We start from the raw sequence: 20819 nt of genomic DNA on the forward strand, positions 1-20819 counted from the left end.
GAGTGGCGAGAAGGTCAGTTTTTCAGGTACCATTTTGGAAGCGGCTGTTGGTGTTGGTTTTTGGTGTAAGGCCCTGAAACTTTAACACTTTCAGCCGCTTCCTTTTATGCCTCGTGAGAAATTCGGGCTAGATGGTCACGAAAAATCGTAACTAACGATATTTCGTTGTTTTATTGACGAAAAGTCGTAAGTGGCGTGGGAATTGAATGGTTAAGTGGAGACCACCTTGAAACCTGAGTTATGTGCCAATGGGTAAACAAGAACGTACTCACACCGCAGCTCTAATGGGCGATTTTTCACCGCTTGCAATGATCGTGATTGATCCTTTTGCCGATCAGTTGTTGGACGCTAACCCAGCTGCCTGCGAGATGCTCAATATTGATCAAACGCTGCCTTTAGCGGCCCCGTTTAGCCACCGCTTGAGTGCTTCACTGCCGCTTTGGGTGAGCTTTACCGACGAGGCTCTGACACAAAAGTCGGCCTGGTCGGATGATTTGGTAATGCTGGATATGCTCCGTCAGCCGTATCGCGTTGAGGTTTATGCTCAGCGTATCGACGACTCTTCTCAGCTGTTATTAACAGTGATTGACCGCAATAAGGCCGAGCAGCGGCGTGCCAAGGCCGAGCTAGGCCGCCAGCACCGCCAGGGGGAAGTGGGCTGGCAGCGGGTTGAGCAGGTGTTTGAGCGGATTGAAAAGCAGAACCAGCTTATTCTGGGCGCAGCGGGGGAGGGCATTTACGGGCTGGACGCTGAAGGCAAAACCACCTTCGTTAATCCCGCAGCAGAACGCATTCTGGGTTGGAGTACCGAGGATATGGTGGGCCACGATGCGCACCTAATGTTCCACCACACTCATGCTGACGGCAGCCATTTTCCGGTGCAGCAGTGCCCTATCCACGCCTCGTTTAGCGACGGCCAGGTACATCACGTCGATAACGAAGTGTTCTGGCACAAAAATGGCGAGGCGATACCCGTCGAGTACACCAGTACACCGATATTCGAGATGGGGCGACTGGTCGGGGCGGTGGTGCTGTTTCGTGATATTCGCGAGCGCAAACGCGCCGAGCAGCAACTGCGCGATGCCCTTGCTGAAGTGGGGTCTCTCAAGCAGCGCCTTGAACTTGAAAATGAGTACCTGCAAGAAGAGATAAAAGCAGAGCTCAATCACCGCGATATTGTGGGCGATAGCCCGGCGGTGGCAAAGCTGATCCAGCAGATTGAGTTGGTGGCCCCCACCAGCGCTAACGTATTGATTAGCGGCGAGTCGGGCACCGGTAAAGAGCTGATTGCCCGCGCCATTCATGCCGGTAGTACACGTAGCGATCGACCGCTGATCCGCGTGAACTGCGCAGCTATTCCCCGTGACCTGTTTGAAAGTGAATTCTTTGGCCATGTGAAAGGCGCTTTTACCGGTGCCGTGCAGGATCGTACCGGGCGCTTTGAGCTTGCCCACGGGGGCACGCTATTTTTGGATGAAGTCGGTGAAATACCCCTGGAGCTACAGAGCAAGCTGCTGCGAGTGCTGCAGGATCAGCAGTTTGAGCGCGTGGGCGATAACCGTACCCGCGAAGTGGATGTGCGGGTGATTGCCGCCACCAATCGCGAACTGCGCGACATGATAGATTTAGGCCACTTTCGTGAAGATCTCTATTTCCGTCTCAACGTGTTCCCCATTGATTCGGTACCGCTACGCAAGCGAATTGAGGATGTACCGCTGCTAGCGAGGCACTTTTTACAGCGCGCCTGCCTGAAATTTAATAAGCCTGGGGTGCGGATTCCCCCAGCCCAGCTGGAGATCCTGCAGCGCTATCCTTGGCCAGGCAATATTCGTGAACTGGAGAACATCATTGAGCGCCAGGTCATCGTGACCCAGGATCGACGCTTGATGTTTGATGACCTGCTGTTGGGGGAGCCGCCACGCTCGATGGGGGTTACTAAATCGATGCCGCCTCCGCCCCAGTCCTGCGAGAACCAGAGCAGAGCAACCCTGCTGACCGAACAGGCGCTTAGCCAGCGCCAGCGAGCGAGCACGATTGCCGCTCTGGAGCAGGCACGAGGTAAGGTCTCTGGGGCAGGGGGCGCGGCGGAGCTGCTTGGTATCAAGCCCACTACCCTGGCCTCACGGCTAAATAAATGGGGTATCGACACGCGTGATTTTCGCAAAAGAGCGCCGCATTAATCGCCAACCCATCATGCTTTGGACTAAGGTAAGCTGGAAGCGACTTGACAATAGGCTGTTCACACATTTTTAGATTGTTCAAGGCTAGCATACATACATGAATGTAACTATAATGCTCATCTTTCTGAATGGCACCGTATTTCGAGTGATTTAGCGCGCTAACTGGCTTAGTTTTCTGTAGCACAAATCAAGTAAGTTGAGAGACTAAGCGCGTTTACCATCTGACACTGATATCTAGAGGCAATCCCATGCGACTGGCACACTGGGCAGTCAATGCCCCTTTACGACCCCTACTGCTGGCGGTATTAACCGCTTCTTTTGTATTGCCTGCTCAAGCTGCCGATCTCATCACCATTACCCGTGATGCGTTAGACAACAACGCTGAGCTTGCTTCGGCGCGCTCGACGTATCTGGGTGTTGAGGCAGGCAGAGACGTGGCACGAGGTGGGTTGCTCCCGCAAATTAACGCTTCGGGCACCGTGGCGCACAACGAGCAGTATGAAAGCCAGGGCTCCTCCCAAGCCGGAGCGGGTGCTGGCGCGGGCGCGGGCCGTGTGGGTGCCGGTGATGACCGTTACAACACTGTATCGCTCACCCTTGAAGCCACCCAAGCGCTTTATGATGAAGTGACACGCCAACAAGTCACCCAGGCCGAGCGCCAGATCGACCAGCAGGTATATCTGCTCGCAGCTACCGAACAGCAGCTGCTAATTGACGTGGCCAGCGCCTATTTTGACATTTTGCGTGCTCACGAAGTGCTCGAAGCGCGTTTTGCCCAAGAGCGTGCCATCGGACGCCAGCTCGAGCAGGCGCGCGAGCAGTTTGAGGTTGGCTTAATAGCGATTACCGAGGTCGAAGAGGCTCGCGCCACCTTTGACCAGTCACGTGCTGACCGGATTGCCGCAGAGAGCAGTCTGCAGGTAGCTTTTGAGGCACTCGAGCAGTTGACCGGCCAGCGCTATGCCAGTATCGAAGCCCTGGGCGACAGCATGCCGATTGCACTCCCTGAGCCAAGCAGCCGCGACTACTGGGTAGAGCAAGCCATTGAGCGTAATCCTCAGGTATTGGCGCAACAGGCGGGGATTGAGGTATCACGCAGCGGTGTGGAAATTGCCCGCGCGGGTCGTTTGCCCACTCTTTCAGCCTTTGGCAACTATCAGTATGGCGACAGTGATATTGATAACGCCACCGGGAATGACTCCTCTAGCCAGGTAGGCATACGCGCTAATTTACCCATCTACACCGGCGGCAGTACCAGCGCCAGCATCCGCCAAGGGACTTATCAACTGGAGAGTAGCCAGTATGATTTCGAGTCTCAGCGTCGCTCCTCGATCCAGCAGGTTCGCTCGCTGTATACGCAAGTCAGCAACGATGTGGAAACCGTCGAGGCCCGTGAGCAGGCGATCGTCTCGAACCGCAGCGCGCTGGAAGCCACCCGCGCTGGCTACGAGGTCGGCACTCGTAACATCGTGGATGTTTTGAATGCTGAGCAGAATTTGTATAACGCCATCGCCAACTACGCAGAGGCTCGCTACGACTATGTCGTTAATCTGCTCTCGCTGCGTCAGCAGGCAGGACGACTTGATGTGGACGCCATTGAGGAAGTTAATGCGTGGTTAACCGGTGATGAGGTGAATTTTACCTTGCCAGAAAGCATTGGCAATGACCGCTATGAGCCGGCGCTCAACATCGGCGCACCGCCCCAGCCTGGCACCTAATTGCCCGTTGGTTGGAAGTGATTCAGGTGCGCATGTGCTATCGGTCACCTTAAAAAAGATATATGGGAATGCAACGTATGAAGAAGATGATTCACTCTCGCCGAGCGAGTCTGGTGACGCTAGTAGCTGCGCTGGCACTTTCAGCCTGTGGGCAAGAACAAAACGAAGCGCCTCAACAGGGCCAAGGTGCCCAGCAAGAAGCCCCTCCCCATAAGGTCGAAGTGGCTGAAATGGCGCGTCAGGATATACCGCTGGATAAGTCGTACCCATCACTGCTGCGCAGTGATGCTGAAGTCACTTTGGTCGCCCGTGTCAATGGGTTTCTGGAGGAGCGCCACTTTGAACCTGGCCAGTTAGTGGAGCAGGGCGATCGTCTTTACACCATCGAACCGGATCTTTACCAGGCAACCGTCAATCAGCGTGAAGCAGATCTACAGAGTGCCCGTGCCGAGCTTGCCCGCGCCCAGCGCGACGCTCAACGTTTTGAGCAGCTGCTCAGCCAGAACTCGGTGAGCCGTCAGCAGTATGATCAGGCACTGGCAGACCAGCGGGTCGCCCAGGCGAGCGTGGCACAGGCTGAGGCGGCGCTCTCCAGCGCTAACCTGGATCTGGGGTACTCCCAGGTGACTGCCCCTGTATCGGGCATGATCGGGTTGAGCCAAATCAACGTGGGCAATCTGGTTACCTCCGGTACGGAATTAGCGACAATCACGCCGTTGGATCCACTTGAGGTGCGTTTCCAACTTCCCCAGCGGGATGCCTTTGAACTGCGTCGCCAGTTGCGTGACGGCGGTGATACGTCGGATATTCGTGCGCGGTTGAGCATCCCAGGCGTGAGTGGCGGCAGCGATTCTGAGTTGGAAGGGCATTTAGACTTCCTCGGGTCGCGGGTAGATAGCGGCACCAGCACCGTACAAGCGTCCGCCACCTTTGAAAACCCCAATGCGGCTGTGCTGCCTGGCCAATTTGTGCGTGTGCGTATTGAAGGCCTGAAACGTTTTGATGTCATGGCCGTGCCGGAAATTGCCGTTACCCAAGGGTTAATGGGCCCGCAGGTATTTGTCTTGGATGAGGACAACAAAGCCCGCGAAAGGACTGTTTCATTGGGTGAAGTGGCTGGTCCGTGGCAGTTAATTCGTGAGGGGCTAGAGCGGGGGGATCGTGTGGTGGTCGGCGACCCTGCTGGTTTAGAGCCGGGCGTGACGATTGATCCTCAACCGTTTGATGGCAACGCTGAAAACATCGTTGAAGATGTGGAGCAAGAAGAGACGCAACAGCAGGCTGAAGCGGCAGAGGCAATGGAAGAGGGGCCAGCAGCAGATGGTCAGCCCGCTGAAGGGGAAGAGGGTGCGCAATAATGAACTTCTCTAACTTCTTCATCAGCCGCCCGATATTTGCCACAGTACTGGCGATTATCGTGACGTTGGTTGGCGTGATGTCCATGCGGATTCTGCCGATTGAGCAGTACCCCAGTGTGGTGCCGCCGACGGTATCGGTGCAGGCGCAGTTCCCTGGGGCGGATGCCGAAACCGTTGCACAAACGGTGGCAGCCCCCATTGCAGAAGCCATTAACGGCGTTGAGGACATGCTCTACATGACCTCTAATAGCGCTGATAACGGCCTTATGAGCCTGAGTGTTGCCTTCAATATCGGCACCGACGGTGATATTAACACCATCAACGTTAACAACCGGGTTCAGGGGGCACTTTCGCAGTTACCTGAAGCCGTGCAGTCACAAGGTGTCACCGTTGAGCTGCGCTCTGACTCTATTTTGATGTTTATCGCGTTGACCTCACCTGATGGTGACTACGACAACATCTATATGCAGAACTACGCCACGTTGAACGTGCTTGATGAACTGCGTCAGGTGCCGGGTGTGGGTAATGCAGAAGTGCTGGGCGGCGGTGAGTTTGCCATGCGTATCTGGATGGATCCGGATAAACTGGCCCAGTACGACCTGACGCCCAGTGAAGTGGCCAGCGCGATTAGGGCGCAAAATACTGAAGTACCGGCGGGCAACTTGGCCTCGACGCCGCAAAGTGACCCGCGGGCGTACACCTATACGATTACCGCTGGCGGTCGCCTCAGTAATGTCGACGACTTCCGTAATATTTACCTGCGTACCAATAGCGACGGCTCTTCGCTGCACCTGGAAGATGTCGCGCGCATTGAGCTTGGGGCATCTTTCTACGGGGTTGATGCGCGTTTGAACGGCTCAACCATGACGCCGATTATTATTAACCAACAGCCCGGTGCAAACGCGCTGGAAACTGCTCAGGGTGTGCGGGACACGATGGAGGAGCTGTCGGGACGCTTCCCTCCCGGGCTCGAGTATGTTGCCCCTTATGATACAACCCTGTTTATTGATGCCTCTGTGGAAACGGTGCTCCACACCTTTATTGAAGCTTTTCTGATCGTTATCGTCATTCTGTTTATTTTCCTGCAGAACTGGCGTTTCACCGTGATCGCCATGTCGGTGGTACCGGTCGCTGTTGTGGGTACGTTTGCTGGCTTCTATGTGTTTGGTTTTTCGATCAACCTGCTGACCCTGTTTGCCTTGGTTTTATCGATAGGGATAGTGGTCGATGATGCCATTCTGGTGGTAGAGAACGTCGAGCGCGTGCTGAGTGAAGAAGACGATATTAGCGTTCGCGACGCTACTATTCGGGCGATGAAAGAAGTGGGCGGGCCGGTCATTGCGACGTCGCTGATTATGGCCGCAGTGTTTGTACCCGTGGCGTTTCTGGGCGGTTTTACCGGTCAAATTTACCAGCAGTTCGCGATCACTGTCGCCATCTCGGTAGCCATTTCGGCGCTAATGGCGTTGACCTTTACGCCCGCCCTGTCGGCGATTTTTATCAAGCATAAAATCGCGGGAGCAGGACAGTCCAAAGTTAAGCGTGCCTTGAACACACCGCTGCGCCTGTTTGACCGACTGTTTGCTGGTATTACTGCCGCCTATATGTGGGTAGTAAAAGGCCTGGTGCGTTTATGGGTGTTAGCGTTAGCACTAACGGTGCTTACCGGGGTGGGCTCCTACTGGCTCTATGCCAATACACCTTCGACGCTGGTGCCGGAAACTGATCAGGGGGTTGTGTTGGTGAGTGTATCGCTCCCCGACGCCGCGTCGCTGGATCGCACCCAGCGCTATATGGCAAAACTGAGTGCGGCCATTGAAGATATTCCCGGCGTGGAATACTCCTCAGCGGTGGCGGGCTACGACATTTTGTCGAGTGCCGTGAATACCGCTCGGGGGGTAATGTTTATCAATCTAAGCCCTTGGTCTGAGCGTGACCTTACGGCCACCGAACTCGTAGGGCGTATTATGGGGTTGGGCGCCAGTATTGATGGCGGTTCCGCGATGGCCTTTAACTTGCCACCTATCATGGGGCTTTCGACCACCGGCGGTTTTACCGGCTACTTGCAGTCCTTTGATGGGGCATCGCCCCGTGAGCTGTATGAAGCATCGCTGCAAATCATGCAGAAAGCTAACCAGCACCCTGCCTTGAACCGGGTATTTACCACGTTCAACGTTAATGTACCGTCCTACCGTGCCAACATTGATCAGCAAAAAGCATTAAGTTACGGCGTGGCGCTGGAGAACATTAATTCGGCCCTGGGCAATACCTTTGGTAACGGCTTTGTGAACTACTTCAGCTACCAAAACCGTAATTTCCAGGTTTATCTGCAAAACGAAGATGAATTCCGCAAGACGCCGGAAGACGTCAGCAGCGTTTACGTGCGTGGTGGAAATGGCGAACGTATCCCGCTCTCTGAATTTGTCGAGCTTGAGCGCCAAACCGGTCCGTCGGTAGTGTCCCGTTTCGGGGTTTACGCCGGTGCAATGTTCCAGGGTGAGCCAGCAGCTGGTTATAGCTCAGCTCAGGCGATCGAAGCGATGAACGAAGTCGTGGAGGAAGCGCTGGGTAGCGACTGGGGCATGGGCTGGACGGGTACCGCATACCAAGAGTCCAATATGGGTAGTGCCGCGACGCTGGCGATTGTCTTCGGCCTATTGATGGTCTTCCTGATCCTGGCGGCTCAGTATGAGAGTTGGTCATTACCGCTAGCGGTATTGACTGCAACGCCTTTTGCTTTCCTGGGAGGGATTGGTGGTATCGCGTTGCGCGGGCTGGACACCAGTGTGTATGTGCAGATCGGCATGCTGGTGGTGGTCGGGTTGGCGGCGAAGAACGCGATCCTGATCGTTGAATTTGCCGAACTGCAGCGTAAGGAGCAGGGAAAATCAATTCGTGAGGCGGCTATTACCGCAGCGGAGCTGCGCTTCCGTCCCATCGTGATGACCTCCCTGGCATTTATCTTTGGTACCTTGCCGCTTGCACTGGCAACTGGTGCCAGCGACGTGAGCAGCCACCACATTGGCACCACGGTTGCTATGGGTATGTTCTCTGTTGCCACCTTGGGTAGCCTGTTCATTCCCAGCTTCTATGCCATGATTGCAACTGTTTCTGATTGGCTAAGTCGCAAGATGAAAGGGCATAAGCATGATGACCCGCAACCGGCACTTGAGCATGACAAACACTAATCCTTAGCGATTAATCACGAGCAAAAACAGCGGGTGTCATCTTCGGATGGCATCTGTTTTTTTATGGATCTGACCGAGATCAAGGTAGAGGTGGCGCTCAAAAGCTAACCTGGACTAAGCTGGAAGTAACAATACATCACCGGCTAAGTACCGGGGGAGGTGTCATCATGAATGATCTACTGCACGCTGCTATCCAATTTCCGACCATCGTCTTTACGTTGCTTATCGGATTGTTAGGTTTCTATTGGCTCTTAGTGATTATTCGTCTAGCCCCGTTGGAGCTGTTTGAGCGTGATAGCTTAAAAGAGGATCATCTCGCCAGTACGCTGGTATCTCTAGGTTTCGCCGGTGTTCTCGCCACGCTGGCATTAACGGTAATTTTAACCATTGCTGCGGTGATTACACTGGCGATCGAGCTGCTGGTGTTACGTTGGCTGCCGCTTGGCTTGATACGCATACCGGTAGGGGTGTTGGTGCTATGGGGCTCGCTGGTGGTGGCCTCGCCCGTAGCGGCGATGCTCTGCCAGGCGTTGCACAGTGCACTGCACCGGTATCGCCCCTTTACCCGGCGTTGCCTGCTGGGCCAAACGGTCATCGTGACTGAGCGCCAAGGCGCGGGGGAACAGGCGTTTGCGGTGATTGATAATGAGCCTAACAGCACGGTGAAGCTACTTAGCAAACGTGATGCCCTGCCTGTGCAGGGGGAGCGCCGAGTGCTGGTGAAGTATTTACCTGAAGAGGGTGCTTACCGCAGCGTCTCCGAGCAGGCGTATCTCGAAACGCGGGTTCGCTTAAATAAATTGCGGCTAAACCAGAAAAACCGCCATTCAACCCATTACTCTACTTCTCACTGATACACTCTTTTCACTGCGGATGCCAGGGCCTGTTGACGTTTCACTCACGGCCGCGCTGAACCGTCAACAGGCCCTAACCGGGAGGCAAATAGCTTAAGCATCCCGGTCTACTTCCGCCACCGTCGCCACAGCTGCGCCAGCCACTGCACTGCACGCTGCCAGCCAGTGGCGTTGTGCGTTTTATCCACTGGGGCTGGACGAGGAGCGGGGCGATTTAAAAAGTCGCGGATGGGATCAACCTGTGCGGGCTTATCCAGCATAGGCGCGTGACCGCAGTTAGGCACGTTTAGGGTAACAAGTTTAGGTTGTACCTCGGCCATCCGCGGCAGTGTTTCCGGGTCTAGAAGCGTCGATTCCTCCCCGCGTATAACCATCAGCGGACAGCGAATTTTCGCCCAGTCAGCCCACATGTCCCGCGGCGTATCGTGCACAAACTGCTCGCCAATGCGGGGATCAAAGTGATACGTCCAACTGCCATCTGGTAACCGTCGGGCACTGTTGAGCGCTAGTTCGCGCCGAGCAGATTCAGCGGTAATACCGAAACTGGCGTAGTGCTGGTTGAGCTCTTGTTGGAGTTCGCTAAAAGTAGAGAAACGGTGGGTGACGCCGAAATAGCTGGAAAGACCTATAAGGCCCTGGGTGTTCAGTTCGGGGCCTACGTCGTTAAGAATCAGCCGGGAAATACGCAAGCTGTGCTGTGGGTCAGCAGCGATCAACATACCAAGCAGGCCACCCATTGAGGTGCCCAACCAATCCACGTAATCGAGTTCAAAGTGATCGAGCAGTGCAATCGCTACCGACACGTAATGGCTATAAAGGTAGTCATGGGCAGGAAACAGCGACCAGCTGGATAACCCGCGACCGGGGGTGTCCGGGGCAAGAATCCGCCATTCACTGCCGAGCTCTCGTGCCAGTGCGCTAAAGTCGCCGCCGTGACGGGCAAATCCATGCCAAGCGATTAACGTGCGCGGGGCGGTAGGGTTCCAAATGCGTACGGCCACTTCCAATTCGCGTACGCGGACAAATTCCAAGGCATCCATAGTGTGCTCACACGGCTATAACAGTAGGGCCAGTATAAGCATACCTGCTGCATTGCAGCGAGAGCAGGGGGAGGTGTTTAGCGCTGCATCATAAGAATAGCGGCATCAATCAGTTCGCCACCGCGTTCACGAATCGAAAAAGCCTCGGGGTTACGTAGCCAGTCGTGGAAAAGGCCGCCTAGCATGGATTGCATTATCCGCGTCGCCATTTCGGGGCTGAGATCTTCGCGCAATAGCTTCTGTTGCTTAGCTAGCACGAAGACGTCGAGCATTTCTTCAAAACACTCGTTGCCGATCTTGTCCTGCATTTCTAACGGATTAATATCGCTAAAAAATTCGCAGCGATGCAGTAAAATCGACAGTATCCGCTGGTAAGAGGGTTGCTCAAGGCGCACCAGGCCCGCATGGCAAGCTAACCGTATGGTTTCTAGCGGCGATAGTTCGGCGTCAGCTTTGTCGACCTCATCCATCAACGACTGAAACGGCATGCGCACCTGCTCAACCAGCGCCATGAACAGGTCGCCTTTATTCTTGAAATGCCAATAAACGGCGCCGCGGGTAAGGCCAGCATGGCGAGCAATTTGCTCGAGGGAAGTGCGTGCCACACCTTTGGCAAAAAATACCTCTTCAGCAGCTTCAAGCAGCGCTTCTCGGGTAGCAGCCGCTTCTGCTTTGGTCTTTCTTGCCATGGAAATGCAACCTCATAATCGACACTGTATGGTCACATTTTAACCTAAGCTGAAGCACATTTACATTCAAAACTGTATGGATAAATGACCTACCTCATAACGTAAGTTAACAAATTCGTCATTTCGCCACCAAAAGCGTATAAACAGGTTATGAAACCAGCCACATGCGTACTAGCGTCGTGAGCAAAACGGATTAAAAAATACAGGAAAGAAAGCATGGCGCGAGCTCCTTTTCAGCTGGGCGAACATACCATTCAGCCCGGCCAACGCTTACAAATTGATGTGCCGGTGGCGCGCTTATATACCCATACGCCCCTGCATATTCCTGTCGAGGTCGTCCATGGTCGCAAGGATGGCCCGGTGCTGTTGGTATGCGGCGGCATTCACGGCGATGAGATTAATGGCGTGGAAATTGTCCGTCGGGTACTGCGTGCGAAAGCAATCAATAGCATCCGCGGTACCCTGATCGCTGTGCCGGTCGTCAATGTATTTGGCTTTTTACAGCAAACCCGCTACTTGCCTGATCGGCGTGATCTCAATCGCTGCTTTCCGGGCAGTGAGTCGGGCTCCTTAGGTGGCCGTATCGCCGCGCTATTTCGTGAAAAAATTGTTGATCACGCCACGCATATTATCGATCTCCACACTGGCGCTATTCACCGCACCAACCTGCCGCAAATTCGTGCTCAGCTGCAAACCGGCAGCGAAACCGAGCGAATGGCCGATGCTTTCGGTGCGCCTGTGATCCTGAATGCGGAGCTGCGCGAAGGTAGCTTGCGCCACTACGCCCAGACCCGCGGGATTCCAGTACTCACCTATGAAGCCGGTGAAGCGCTGCGTTTTGACGAGTGGGCGATTGCCCCTGGGGTTCGTGGTGTACTGCGGGTAATGCGTCGACTAGGCATGCTGACAGGTGAGCAGCGCCGCCGCACGCCAGCACCCGCGGAGCTGGCCAAAGGGTCAAGCTGGGCACGTGCGCCTATCGATGGCATTTTACGTCCCAAGGTGCGCCTAGGTGCACGCGTGGCCAAAGGCGAGGTGCTAGGCAAAGTCGCTGACCCCTTTGGTAACGATGAGGGCGAAGTGCGCGCCGTCGCCGATGGTATCGTGATTGGTATGAGTCGCTTGCCGCTGGCCAATGAAGGCGAGGCACTCTTCCATATTGCTCGTTTTAATGAAATTGATGAGGCTGAAACGGCTATTGAGAGCTTTAATTCAAGCTTGGTACCGCCGCCTGATTCGTTTTATTAATCAGTTTTGATAATAAAAAACTATCGCTTTGATAGTTAAGAACTCGCTACTATAAATGGCAAGTTAGCAACCGTTTGACTATACCTAAGGTTGGGCTTTGTTAGCGGCTGCTAAAGATGACAACTAAAACAAACAGCTAAGCTTTCATCGTACTCGAACGAGTGGCGATCAAACGCCACGTCTACCGTGACATGGAGGAAAAGCGATGACGAGCGATAAACCCAAGCACACCACGACGGATGCGGGCATACCGGTCACCAGTGATGAACACTCGCTGACCATTGGGCCCAATGGCCCTATTCTGCTCAACGATCACTACTTGATTGAGCAGATGGCAAACTTCAACCGTGAGCGTATTCCTGAGCGCCAGCCTCACGCCAAAGGTGGCGGTGGCTTTGGGCGTTTTGAAGTGACTCACGATGTGAGTAAGTACACCAAAGCAGCGGTATTCCAGCCGGGCACAACGACGGAAACGCTGATGCGCTTTTCAACCGTGGCAGGCGAACGGGGCAGCCCAGACACCTGGCGCGACCCGCGCGGCTTTTCGATCAAGTTCTACACCACAGAAGGCAACTTCGATATGGTGGGGAACAATACCCCGGTGTTCTTTGTGCGTGATCCGATGAAGTTCCAGCACTTTATCCGCTCGCAAAAGCGCCGTGCGGATACCAACCTGCGCGACCATGATATGCAGTGGGACTTCTGGACACTGTCGCCTGAATCGGCTCACCAAGTGGCTTGGCTAATGGGCGACCGGGGTATTCCGAAAACCTGGCGCCATATGAACGGCTATTCCAGCCATACCTATATGTGGATCAACGAAGAGGGTGAACGGTTTTGGGTCAAGTACCACTTTAAAACCGACCAGGGCATCGACTTCCTTACCCAGGAAGAAGCGGACAAAATGGCCGGTACTGACGCTGACTACCATACCCGCGATCTCTACGAAGCCCTCAAGAATGGCGACCACCCCAGCTGGACGCTGAAAGTGCAGATTATGCCGTTCGAAGAGGCGAAGACCTATCGCTATAACCCCTTTGATTTGACCAAGGTGTGGCCCCACGGGGACTACCCGATGATTGAAGTGGGTAAGCTGATTCTGGATCGTAATCCCACGGATTATCACACCGAGATTGAGCAGGCGGCATTTGAGCCCAACAATATGGTGCCGGGTACGGGTTTGAGCCCTGATAAAATGCTGCTAGCGCGTGGGTTCTCTTATGCCGATGCCCACCGGGCGCGGTTAGGGGTGAACTACAAGCAGATCCCGGTGAATTCACCTAAAACGCCGGTGCACAGCTACACCAAAGATGGCGCAATGCGCGTGCAAAACGTGACCGATCCGGTGTATGCGCCCAACTCAAAAGGCGGCCCCTCGGCCGATGCCGAACGCTACCCGATGGATAATACCTGGGAAGTCAGCGGCGATTTTGTGCGCACGGCTTATACCCTGCGCCGGGATGATGACGATTGGGGGCAGGCGCACACACTAGTGCGTGAAGTGATGGACGACGCCCAGCGTGACCGCTTGGTTTCAAACGTCGTCGGGCACTTGTCGGATGGCGTTACGGAGCCCGTGCTTCAGCGTGCGTTTGAGTATTGGCGCAATATCGACCAAGAAGTCGGTGACCGTATCGCTAAGGGCGTGAAAGGCGGCTAACGAGCGCGGCTTTTAAGTACACGGCGCGCCGCCTCAACGTTTAACGTTAAGCAACAACGGTGGCGGGCTGTGTGGCTTGGGCCTCTGGCTCGCGCACTAAACTTAATGCTTCATCAAATAGGCGCAATCCTGCGCCTTCTTTATGGGCGTGTTCCGACAAATGACGCCGAAAGCGCCTGCCGCCAGGGCAGCCCTGAAACAGACCCAGCAGGTGGCGGGTAATGTGATTCAGCTTCGCGCCTTCATCCAGGCGCTGTTGAATATAAGGCCGGAAAGCAATCGCGACATCCAAGCGGCTTGCTGCCGGGCCTTTTTCTCCAAACAGCTGCTCATCAACCCCGGCGAGCAGCCACGGATTTTGATAAGCCTCACGACCCACCATTACACTATCCACTTGGGTAAGCTGCTCTTGGCACTCCGCCAGCGTTTTGATCCCGCCGTTAATACCAATATGCAGCTCAGGGCGGCTTAGTTTTAAGCGATGGACGCGAGGGTAGTTGAGCGGTGGCACATCGCGGTTCTGTTTTGGCGATAACCCCTGCAGCCACGCCTTACGGGCGTGGACGGTAAACACTTCACAGCCTGCATCCGCAACGATAGCGATAAACCGCTCAAGGTCGGCATCTTCATCCTGATCATCAATACCAATACGGCACTTCACCGTGACCGGAATAGACACTGCGTCCTGCATCGCCCGCACCGCATCGGCGACCTTTTCGGGATAACCCATCAAGCACGCGCCAATCATATTGTTCTGCACGCGGTCGCTCGGGCAACCGACGTTCAGGTTCACCTCATCATAGCCCCAGGCCTCGGCAATCGCCGCGCACTCTGCTAGCTCACCGGCATCGCTGCCGCCTAACTGCAACGCAAGCGGGTGCTCCACCTCGCTATAGCCCAAAAAGCGCTCACGGGGCGTCCCATGCAAAATCGCACCGGTAGTGACCATCTCGGTATACAGCAGCGCACGCTTGGTTAAGGTACGTGCGAAGGCTCTGTAGTCCCTTGTGGTCCAGTCCATCATGGGTGCCACAGAAAATAGACGACCCCGATTTGCACTGTTTTCTTTATATAAATTAGTCATTTAGTAATGTCGGTGGATGTGCAAAATACAGCTATATTGCCTCTTAATAACGCAATTAACGCACTCGATGTACCCAAAGTCTACCAAGCAGCCTTATTAGCTAATGACTCGAAAATTCAGGTACACCTTAAGAGCTTTTCAGCAATAGCACTTTGTATACGCGCTATTGTACGTAAGAAAGGGCGCCCAGCACAGAGTTGGAGCAACTTCAAAAAATATCTATGCGAAGGGTAGGAGATGCAGTAAAAAGAATTACTCATCGGCATACAGCGTAGTGTACACCACGACAATAACGGCATAGCTCTACTCTTTAAAGTCTGACCCTATGCGATTATTTTTAGCTATTGGCTAAAAAATCGCTTTATTTTAGCTTATAGCTATAATTGTTCTGATGAAGACTATCACATACCGGAAAAACGCCTTAAAGGTCTTGCAGCGTATTCCGCGGCCGGAATCTCAGCGTATACAGAGCAAAATCAAGGCTTACGCGGAAGACCCTGCAAGCCAGCTCAATAATGTGAAGGCGTTAAAGGGCAGTGACTACATTCGACTGCGGGTAGGCGATTGGCGGGTGATCATCGACGAACATGGCGATGTATTGGATATCGTTAATATTGGTGCCCGTGGTGGAATTTACCCATGATGACAATAGGAGGCAGCATGAGCGCACCTCAAATTATTAATACCCCAACCGGGGAGCGGCTTGTGGTGTTAGCGGAGCAAGATTACCTCGCTTTGCTGGAGCGGTTGGAAGACCTGAATGATATCGACGCGGCTAATGCCGTGGTGGCGCGTGGTGAAGAGTCCTTTCCTGTGGCGGTAGTTGATGCGCTTTTAGACGGTGTCGCACCGGTTAAAGTGTACCGCGAGCACCGGGGTTTGCGGGCGGGCGAGCTGGCCGCGAAAGCAGGTATCAGCCAAGGCTATCTCTCCGAAATAGAGTCAGGCAAAAAGACAGGGTCGCTAAGTGTGCTCCAGCGTATCGCTCAAGCATTGAATGTTGAGTTAATGGATCTCACCTGAAGATCTCCATTCACATGCGCAAGCCAGCCCAAAAGGCCTAGCGGCTCGTTCCTCCTCACGCCGTAAACACCGCATACACCATCTGCAGTGCCAACCCCATCAACATAAACGCGAATACCCGTTTGAGGAGTTTGACGGGTAGCTTATGCGCTAACTTTGCTCCGATGGGGGCCGTAAGGATACTAAAAGGCGCCATTAGCAGTAACGCAGGCAGGTAAACGTAGCCTAGAGCCGCACTGGGTAGCCCTTGAGTAGACCAGCCATTGATTATGTAGCCCAGTGCCCCGGCGACGGCAATTGGCAGGCCTACGGCTGCGGAGGTGCCAATCGCGCGGGGGAGTTTGACGTTGCACCAGGTTAGGAAGGGGACTGTCAGTGAACCACCGCCAATGGCGACGAGCGCTGAGATACCGCCGATGCCCAGGCCGACACCGCTTATGCCGATAGGGCCGGGGAGGCCGCGGCTTGGTTTGGGCTTGATGTTGGCCAGCATCTGAAGCGACATTAGCACCATAAAGCAGGCGAAAAAGATGGCAAGGCCTCGCGTGGGAATCAGCGCCGCGATAAAAGTCGCTAAAAAGGTGCCGACTAATATGCCTGGGGTAATAAAGCGCACGATGTCCCAGCGAACGGCTCCGTGCCGGTGGTGGGAAAATAAGCTAGCGGTAGAGGCAGGAATAATGGCCGCCATGGCAGTGCCTAATGCCAAGTGGGCAAGGTGATCGTGGGGCACGCCTTGAAGTACAAAAAGGGATGTCAAAATCGGCACCATAATGCCGCCACCGCCAATCCCCAATAAACCCGCCATCAGGCCCACAAAGCCGCCCAGTGCTACATAAGCCAACCACCAAATGATGTCCAAAGCCATTGCTCCTAGAAGTGTCTTGTTAGCATGATAAGCACATTGTACCGGAAGCGTTGCCAGCAGCGGGGTCAAAAACGAGTATTCCACTGTGGTGGCGGCAATGCAGTGGTAAGCTGCAGAACAAGTAATATTTCGGAGTTCGTATGCGCAATGTAATAAGCAGTGTTGGCGTGTTGATGGTAACCGCTGCGCTACTGACAGGCTGTGGTGAAACAGACGCACCGAATGAGACGGCGGCAACCGCAGAGCAAACTTCAGCCCCTGAACCGTCAGCCGCCGAGATAGAAGTGGCTGAAACGGAAGAAGTGACACCACTTGCCGTCGAGATAGTGGCGCATGTGTCCCTGCGTAGCGACCGGCGTCTAATGGTGGAAGGCGAAAGCAACTTACCAGATGGCACACTGGTACAGGTTATTGTCGAGCGTGAGATTAGCAGCGTACGTTGGCGCGAGCGAACACGAGTAGACGATGGCGTGTTTGCTGCGGGGCCATTTGGCCCTGGCAGTGGCTTGCCCGATGGTGGCTATATAGTGAGGGTTGAAGTTTCCGAAGGCAGCGTGCAGCCGGAAGCCGTTCAGGCCCTTATTGGCCACCAGGGCCAGCACCTGGCGGGAGAGTTGGTTAGACAATCCCGCCATGGGCTGGGCCAAGTGGCCACCTACTCACGTCGCTTCTTGGTGGGGAGTGAGCCAAGGCAAACGCGTGACCAGGTGGAGGTGCTAGAGAGTCCGGGGAGGTAGACGCTTTAGGCAGGATGCCAATGGGCTAACAGTACTGCATGAATCGATGTGTCGCTCGGGGCTTTGGCGAAGTGCTCAATGACGAAACGATCGTCGCGTTGCACTACATAGTGGCCCGCTTTGTGAAACACATGAGTCGGCCCGAGTAGCAGAAGGTCACCAGCGTTAACGGGTGAAAAATCTGTTCCTTGGGCAGGTGTTGCCATTACACACGGTGCTTTCCAGTCAATGTTCAGCGGGAGATGACTGGGCACTTTAATGGTTGTTGCCTGTACCTGTTCCCAGGGGAGGGGGCCGGTATGGGTCAACGTTAATAGCTCGGGCGCGCTATCACCTTCCAACAGTGTTGCCAGGGAGCAGTCGAGGGCATCAGCGAGCGCCACAAGGCGTTCGTGACCGATCTGTTTGATCGCCCCAGATTCCCAATATGAAATGGTGACATCTGACACGCCAACTTTGCGCGCGAGGGCAGCTTTGTTGAGCTTGGCCCTAAGCCGCAGTTGCTTGATACGTGAGCCTAGCGATTCCATTTCGTCTTCCTGATAATGAGCGAAAAATGCTCGTTGAATGACTTCCACTACAATAATATTTTCTAATATAGATAGTGGCGCTATGAACATACGTTATTGGTCTGTCTCAAGCTTGGGGTATGTGCCCAAGGTTTTGCTGCAGAGCCATACTAAGCGATTGTGCTTTAGCGCGCATTAGTGGACAAATAACGTTGAGTTAATTTCTCTGACGCTTTCTTGCGCTAGTCGTTCCCTAGGCAACGCTGTTGGTTGCGCCTAAGGTGCGTATAATATCGCCATGCATTTTTGCCAATAGGACGTTTTCATGACCGTACGTACTCGCATCGCACCTTCTCCCACTGGAGACCCCCACGTTGGCACGGCCTACATTGCGCTTTTTAACCTGTGTTTTGCGCGTCAGCATGGTGGTCAATTTATTCTACGTATTGAAGACACTGATCGGGTGCGTTCTACGCCTGAGTCGGAACAGATGATTCTTGATTCACTGCGCTGGCTGGGTCTTGAATGGGATGAAGGCCCGGACGTTGGTGGCCCCCACGGCCCTTATCGGCAAAGCGAGCGGGGCGATATTTATGCCCAATACGCCCAGCAATTATTGGATGCTGGGCATGCCTTTAAATGTTACCGCACTAGCGAAGAGCTGGATGAACTGCGCGAAACCCGCAAAGCAGCGGGCCTACAATTGGCATTAAAACCGGCTGATTTGGCGCTGGATAGCCACGAGCAAGCCCGCCGTGAGCAGGAAGGCTGGCCTTATGTGGTGCGTATGAACGTACCCGCAGAAGGCGTTTGTGTGGTCAATGACATGCTGCGCGGCACTATTGAAGTCGATTGGGCGCAGGTGGATGCACAAATTCTACTTAAATCAGATGGCATGCCCACTTACCATTTAGCCAATGTGGTCGATGATCATCTAATGGCAATCACTCATGTATTGCGCGGAGAAGAGTGGATCAACTCAGCACCAAAGCACCAATTGCTGTATGAGTATTTTGGTTGGGAAATGCCGCAACTTTGTCACATGCCGCTGCTGCGCAACCCGGATAAATCCAAGCTCTCTAAGCGCAAGAACCCGACCTCTATCAATTACTACCGTCGAATGGGCTTTTTACCCCAGGCTGTTACCAACTATTTGGGACGAATGGGGTGGTCGATGCCCGATGAGCGCGAAAAATTCAGCCTGCATGAGATGATGGCAGAGTTCGACGTGCAGCGTGTCTCGTTAGGTGGCCCGGTGTTTGATCTGGAGAAGCTGACCTGGCTGAACGGTGTGTATATCCGCGAAGACCTGGACGACGACGCACTGTTGCGCGCACTTCGCGACTGGGCTTTCAACGAAGCCTACGTTAAGCAGATACTGCCACAGGTACGCCCACGGGTAGAGACGCTCTCCCAGGTGATGCCGTTGGCAGGGCACTTCTTCTCGGGTTTACCTGTGCTGACAAAAGCGTCGTTTGATAGCGTGAAGCTTGAGGAAGAGGAGCTGGTCAAACTGCTTCAGTTCCTTGTCTGGCGGTTCGAGGGCGTTTCGGCTTGGCACAAAGAGGCGCTGCTGAGCGAAGTAAAGACGCTGGCTGAGCACTTTGACTTGAAAATGAAAGCCTTTCTGGCGCCGGTGTTTATTGCCATTACCGGTAGCACCTCCAGCACCTCGGTCATGGATGCCATGGCGATTCTGGGTTCAGACGTTACCCGGGCACGCCTGCGCAGTGCGATAGAGGTATTGGGCGGCGTCTCGAAAAAACAGGCGAAGCGCTTTGAAAAAGAGTTTCGTGAAATAGTTTTGTGAAATAGCTTCGTGAAGTCGCATAACCGCGATTGATAAAGCGTTAGCGCCAATTTCCTATTCTCAGGAAATTGGCGTTTTTGCAGTTGACGAAGGTCAGTGGAATCAGTATTATACGCTCCGTCTTCGCGACATGTGGGGCCTTAGCTCAGCTGGGAGAGCGCAACACTGGCAGTGTTGAGGTCAGCGGTTCGATCCCGCTAGGCTCCACCAATTCATATGGCTACTTAATCGTAGCGTGTGGATAGCAGCTCAAGAAGTCATGCTTTAAGTGTTATATTGCTTCAAAGCGCCAAATAGACAGTGTCACACGTCCCATTCGTCTAGTGGTCTAGGACACCGCCCTTTCACGGCGGTAACAGGGGTTCGAACCCCCTATGGGACGCCACTACTTCAGCACCCTCCTAATCGTTTATTTCCCCTGGCAATGAGTTTCTCATCTGCTAATTTTTTGTCTGCCTCTCGTTCACAAAAGCGCTACAAATCGTCAATTTTTGGACGATTTTGTGCTTGACTTGTCCACTTTTGCGATTCTGGTTTAAAGGTTGTGCACAACCCCTTGTTGTTGACGCAAAAAATCTATAACAGAACTTAAATTGTTTAAAAACAATAACTTAAAGTAGGTTAAAAAATGACCAATTTAAGGCTGGCCCACTGCCCATGGCGATTTCGGGACGTTTTGAAGTGGTTGTGAACAGGGTTATCCACAGATAGTGTGGAAAACCCTGAGCCAGATCCAGAAGCAAAAAAGTCAAGCGATAATAGGGTCGAATTCGGCGTTTTTGAAGTCCTTCAATGGTGCATCTGACAATCGCAGCGGCCTAGGCTCAGAAAGGGCAAGGGGTAGCCTCTAAGG

At 54.0% G+C, this 20819-nt stretch carries 16 protein-coding genes and 2 tRNA genes; 13 read left to right on the top strand and 5 right to left on the bottom strand.

Going from position 1 to position 20819, the window contains the following annotated elements; all coding sequences use genetic code 11:
- Positions 1 to 248: 248 nt before the first annotated feature.
- From QT231_RS14525 to QT231_RS14545, 5 genes are all read left to right on the top strand, one after another.
- A complete protein-coding gene (locus QT231_RS14525; RefSeq protein WP_308337568.1) occupies positions 249 to 2180 on the top strand; it encodes a sigma 54-interacting transcriptional regulator in 1932 nt (643 codons plus the stop codon).
- Positions 2181 to 2428: 248 nt separating this feature from the next.
- Positions 2429 to 3898 carry a TolC family outer membrane protein gene (locus tag QT231_RS14530; protein ID WP_308337569.1) on the top strand — a complete coding sequence of 490 codons (1470 nt, stop codon included), beginning with the start codon at positions 2429 to 2431 and terminating at the stop codon, positions 3896 to 3898.
- 77 nt (positions 3899 to 3975) lie between these two features.
- The gene (locus QT231_RS14535; RefSeq protein ID WP_308337570.1) at positions 3976 to 5256 is read left to right on the top strand and encodes an efflux RND transporter periplasmic adaptor subunit; all 1281 of its coding nucleotides are present in this window, start codon (positions 3976 to 3978) and stop codon (positions 5254 to 5256) included.
- Positions 5256 to 8444: an efflux RND transporter permease subunit gene (locus tag QT231_RS14540; protein ID WP_308337571.1), complete on the top strand. Its 3189-nt coding sequence runs from the start codon at positions 5256 to 5258 to the stop codon at positions 8442 to 8444. Before QT231_RS14535 ends, QT231_RS14540 begins: the two co-directional genes overlap by 1 nt.
- Positions 8445 to 8611: 167 nt before the next feature.
- A complete protein-coding gene (locus tag QT231_RS14545) occupies positions 8612 to 9298 on the top strand; it encodes a hypothetical protein (protein WP_308337572.1) in 687 nt (228 codons plus the stop codon).
- A 107-nt stretch (positions 9299 to 9405) separates the two neighbouring features.
- Here QT231_RS14545 and QT231_RS14550 read toward each other — a convergent pair whose 3' ends face one another.
- On the bottom strand, positions 9406 to 10338 hold the full coding sequence (locus tag QT231_RS14550) for an alpha/beta hydrolase (protein WP_308337574.1): 933 nt from the start codon (positions 10336 to 10338) through the stop codon (positions 9406 to 9408).
- A 77-nt stretch (positions 10339 to 10415) separates the two neighbouring features.
- Positions 10416 to 11027, bottom strand: coding sequence for a TetR family transcriptional regulator (locus QT231_RS14555; protein WP_308337575.1), 612 nt, complete (start codon positions 11025 to 11027; stop codon positions 10416 to 10418).
- Between the two features lie 216 nt (positions 11028 to 11243).
- Here QT231_RS14555 and QT231_RS14560 point away from each other — a divergent pair, with 216 nt between their 5' ends.
- A complete protein-coding gene (locus QT231_RS14560) occupies positions 11244 to 12275 on the top strand; it encodes a succinylglutamate desuccinylase/aspartoacylase family protein (RefSeq protein WP_308337576.1) in 1032 nt (343 codons plus the stop codon).
- A gap of 205 nt (positions 12276 to 12480) precedes the next feature.
- The gene (locus QT231_RS14565; RefSeq protein WP_308337577.1) at positions 12481 to 13935 is read left to right on the top strand and encodes a catalase; all 1455 of its coding nucleotides are present in this window, start codon (positions 12481 to 12483) and stop codon (positions 13933 to 13935) included.
- A 46-nt stretch (positions 13936 to 13981) separates the two neighbouring features.
- On the opposite strand, the gene dusA is transcribed toward QT231_RS14565, so the two are convergent.
- A complete protein-coding gene (gene dusA / locus QT231_RS14570) occupies positions 13982 to 15019 on the bottom strand; it encodes a tRNA dihydrouridine(20/20a) synthase DusA (protein WP_308337578.1) in 1038 nt (345 codons plus the stop codon).
- Positions 15020 to 15410: 391 nt separating this feature from the next.
- On the opposite strand from dusA, the gene QT231_RS14575 reads away from it, so the two are divergent.
- Both QT231_RS14575 and QT231_RS14580 read left to right on the top strand, forming a co-directional pair.
- Positions 15411 to 15662: a type II toxin-antitoxin system RelE/ParE family toxin gene (locus QT231_RS14575; RefSeq protein ID WP_308337579.1), complete on the top strand. Its 252-nt coding sequence runs from the start codon at positions 15411 to 15413 to the stop codon at positions 15660 to 15662.
- Positions 15663 to 15679: 17 nt separating this feature from the next.
- Positions 15680 to 16042, top strand: coding sequence for a helix-turn-helix transcriptional regulator (locus QT231_RS14580; protein WP_308337580.1), 363 nt, complete (start codon positions 15680 to 15682; stop codon positions 16040 to 16042).
- A 55-nt stretch (positions 16043 to 16097) separates the two neighbouring features.
- On the opposite strand, the gene QT231_RS14585 is transcribed toward QT231_RS14580, so the two are convergent.
- On the bottom strand, positions 16098 to 16910 hold the full coding sequence (locus tag QT231_RS14585) for a sulfite exporter TauE/SafE family protein (RefSeq protein WP_308337581.1): 813 nt from the start codon (positions 16908 to 16910) through the stop codon (positions 16098 to 16100).
- Between the two features lie 140 nt (positions 16911 to 17050).
- On the opposite strand from QT231_RS14585, the gene QT231_RS14590 reads away from it, so the two are divergent.
- Positions 17051 to 17647 (top strand): hypothetical protein, encoded by a 597-nt coding sequence (locus QT231_RS14590; protein ID WP_308337582.1) that lies wholly within the window; start codon positions 17051 to 17053, stop codon positions 17645 to 17647.
- A gap of 5 nt (positions 17648 to 17652) precedes the next feature.
- Here QT231_RS14590 and QT231_RS14595 read toward each other — a convergent pair whose 3' ends face one another.
- The gene (locus QT231_RS14595) at positions 17653 to 18177 is read right to left on the bottom strand and encodes a helix-turn-helix domain-containing protein (RefSeq protein ID WP_308337583.1); all 525 of its coding nucleotides are present in this window, start codon (positions 18175 to 18177) and stop codon (positions 17653 to 17655) included.
- Between the two features lie 304 nt (positions 18178 to 18481).
- On the opposite strand from QT231_RS14595, the gene gltX reads away from it, so the two are divergent.
- From gltX to QT231_RS14610, 3 genes are all read left to right on the top strand, one after another.
- A complete protein-coding gene (gene gltX / locus QT231_RS14600) occupies positions 18482 to 19966 on the top strand; it encodes a glutamate--tRNA ligase (protein ID WP_308337584.1) in 1485 nt (494 codons plus the stop codon).
- A gap of 134 nt (positions 19967 to 20100) precedes the next feature.
- Positions 20101 to 20176, top strand: a tRNA-Ala gene (locus tag QT231_RS14605).
- A 99-nt stretch (positions 20177 to 20275) separates the two neighbouring features.
- Positions 20276 to 20351: transfer RNA gene (locus tag QT231_RS14610), tRNA-Glu, on the top strand.
- Positions 20352 to 20819: the final 468 nt, after the last annotated feature.

The sequence above is a fragment of the Halomonas sp. SpR1 genome, assembly GCF_031010175.1.
Lineage (GTDB): Bacteria > Pseudomonadota > Gammaproteobacteria > Pseudomonadales > Halomonadaceae > Vreelandella.

Coding starts and splice junctions, on each gene's coding strand:
- QT231_RS14525 (WP_308337568.1), top strand. CDS start 249: ATGGGTAAACAAGAACGTACTCACACCGCAGCTCTAATGGGCGATTTT.
- QT231_RS14530 (WP_308337569.1), top strand. CDS start 2,429: ATGCGACTGGCACACTGGGCAGTCAATGCCCCTTTACGACCCCTACTG.
- QT231_RS14535 (WP_308337570.1), top strand. CDS start 3,976: ATGAAGAAGATGATTCACTCTCGCCGAGCGAGTCTGGTGACGCTAGTA.
- QT231_RS14540 (WP_308337571.1), top strand. CDS start 5,256: ATGAACTTCTCTAACTTCTTCATCAGCCGCCCGATATTTGCCACAGTA.
- QT231_RS14545 (WP_308337572.1), top strand. CDS start 8,612: ATGAATGATCTACTGCACGCTGCTATCCAATTTCCGACCATCGTCTTT.
- QT231_RS14550 (WP_308337574.1), bottom strand. CDS start 10,338: ATGGATGCCTTGGAATTTGTCCGCGTACGCGAATTGGAAGTGGCCGTA.
- QT231_RS14555 (WP_308337575.1), bottom strand. CDS start 11,027: ATGGCAAGAAAGACCAAAGCAGAAGCGGCTGCTACCCGAGAAGCGCTG.
- QT231_RS14560 (WP_308337576.1), top strand. CDS start 11,244: ATGGCGCGAGCTCCTTTTCAGCTGGGCGAACATACCATTCAGCCCGGC.
- QT231_RS14565 (WP_308337577.1), top strand. CDS start 12,481: ATGACGAGCGATAAACCCAAGCACACCACGACGGATGCGGGCATACCG.
- dusA (WP_308337578.1), bottom strand. CDS start 15,019: ATGACTAATTTATATAAAGAAAACAGTGCAAATCGGGGTCGTCTATTT.
- QT231_RS14575 (WP_308337579.1), top strand. CDS start 15,411: ATGAAGACTATCACATACCGGAAAAACGCCTTAAAGGTCTTGCAGCGT.
- QT231_RS14580 (WP_308337580.1), top strand. CDS start 15,680: ATGAGCGCACCTCAAATTATTAATACCCCAACCGGGGAGCGGCTTGTG.
- QT231_RS14585 (WP_308337581.1), bottom strand. CDS start 16,910: ATGGCTTTGGACATCATTTGGTGGTTGGCTTATGTAGCACTGGGCGGC.
- QT231_RS14590 (WP_308337582.1), top strand. CDS start 17,051: ATGCGCAATGTAATAAGCAGTGTTGGCGTGTTGATGGTAACCGCTGCG.
- QT231_RS14595 (WP_308337583.1), bottom strand. CDS start 18,177: ATGGAATCGCTAGGCTCACGTATCAAGCAACTGCGGCTTAGGGCCAAG.
- gltX (WP_308337584.1), top strand. CDS start 18,482: ATGACCGTACGTACTCGCATCGCACCTTCTCCCACTGGAGACCCCCAC.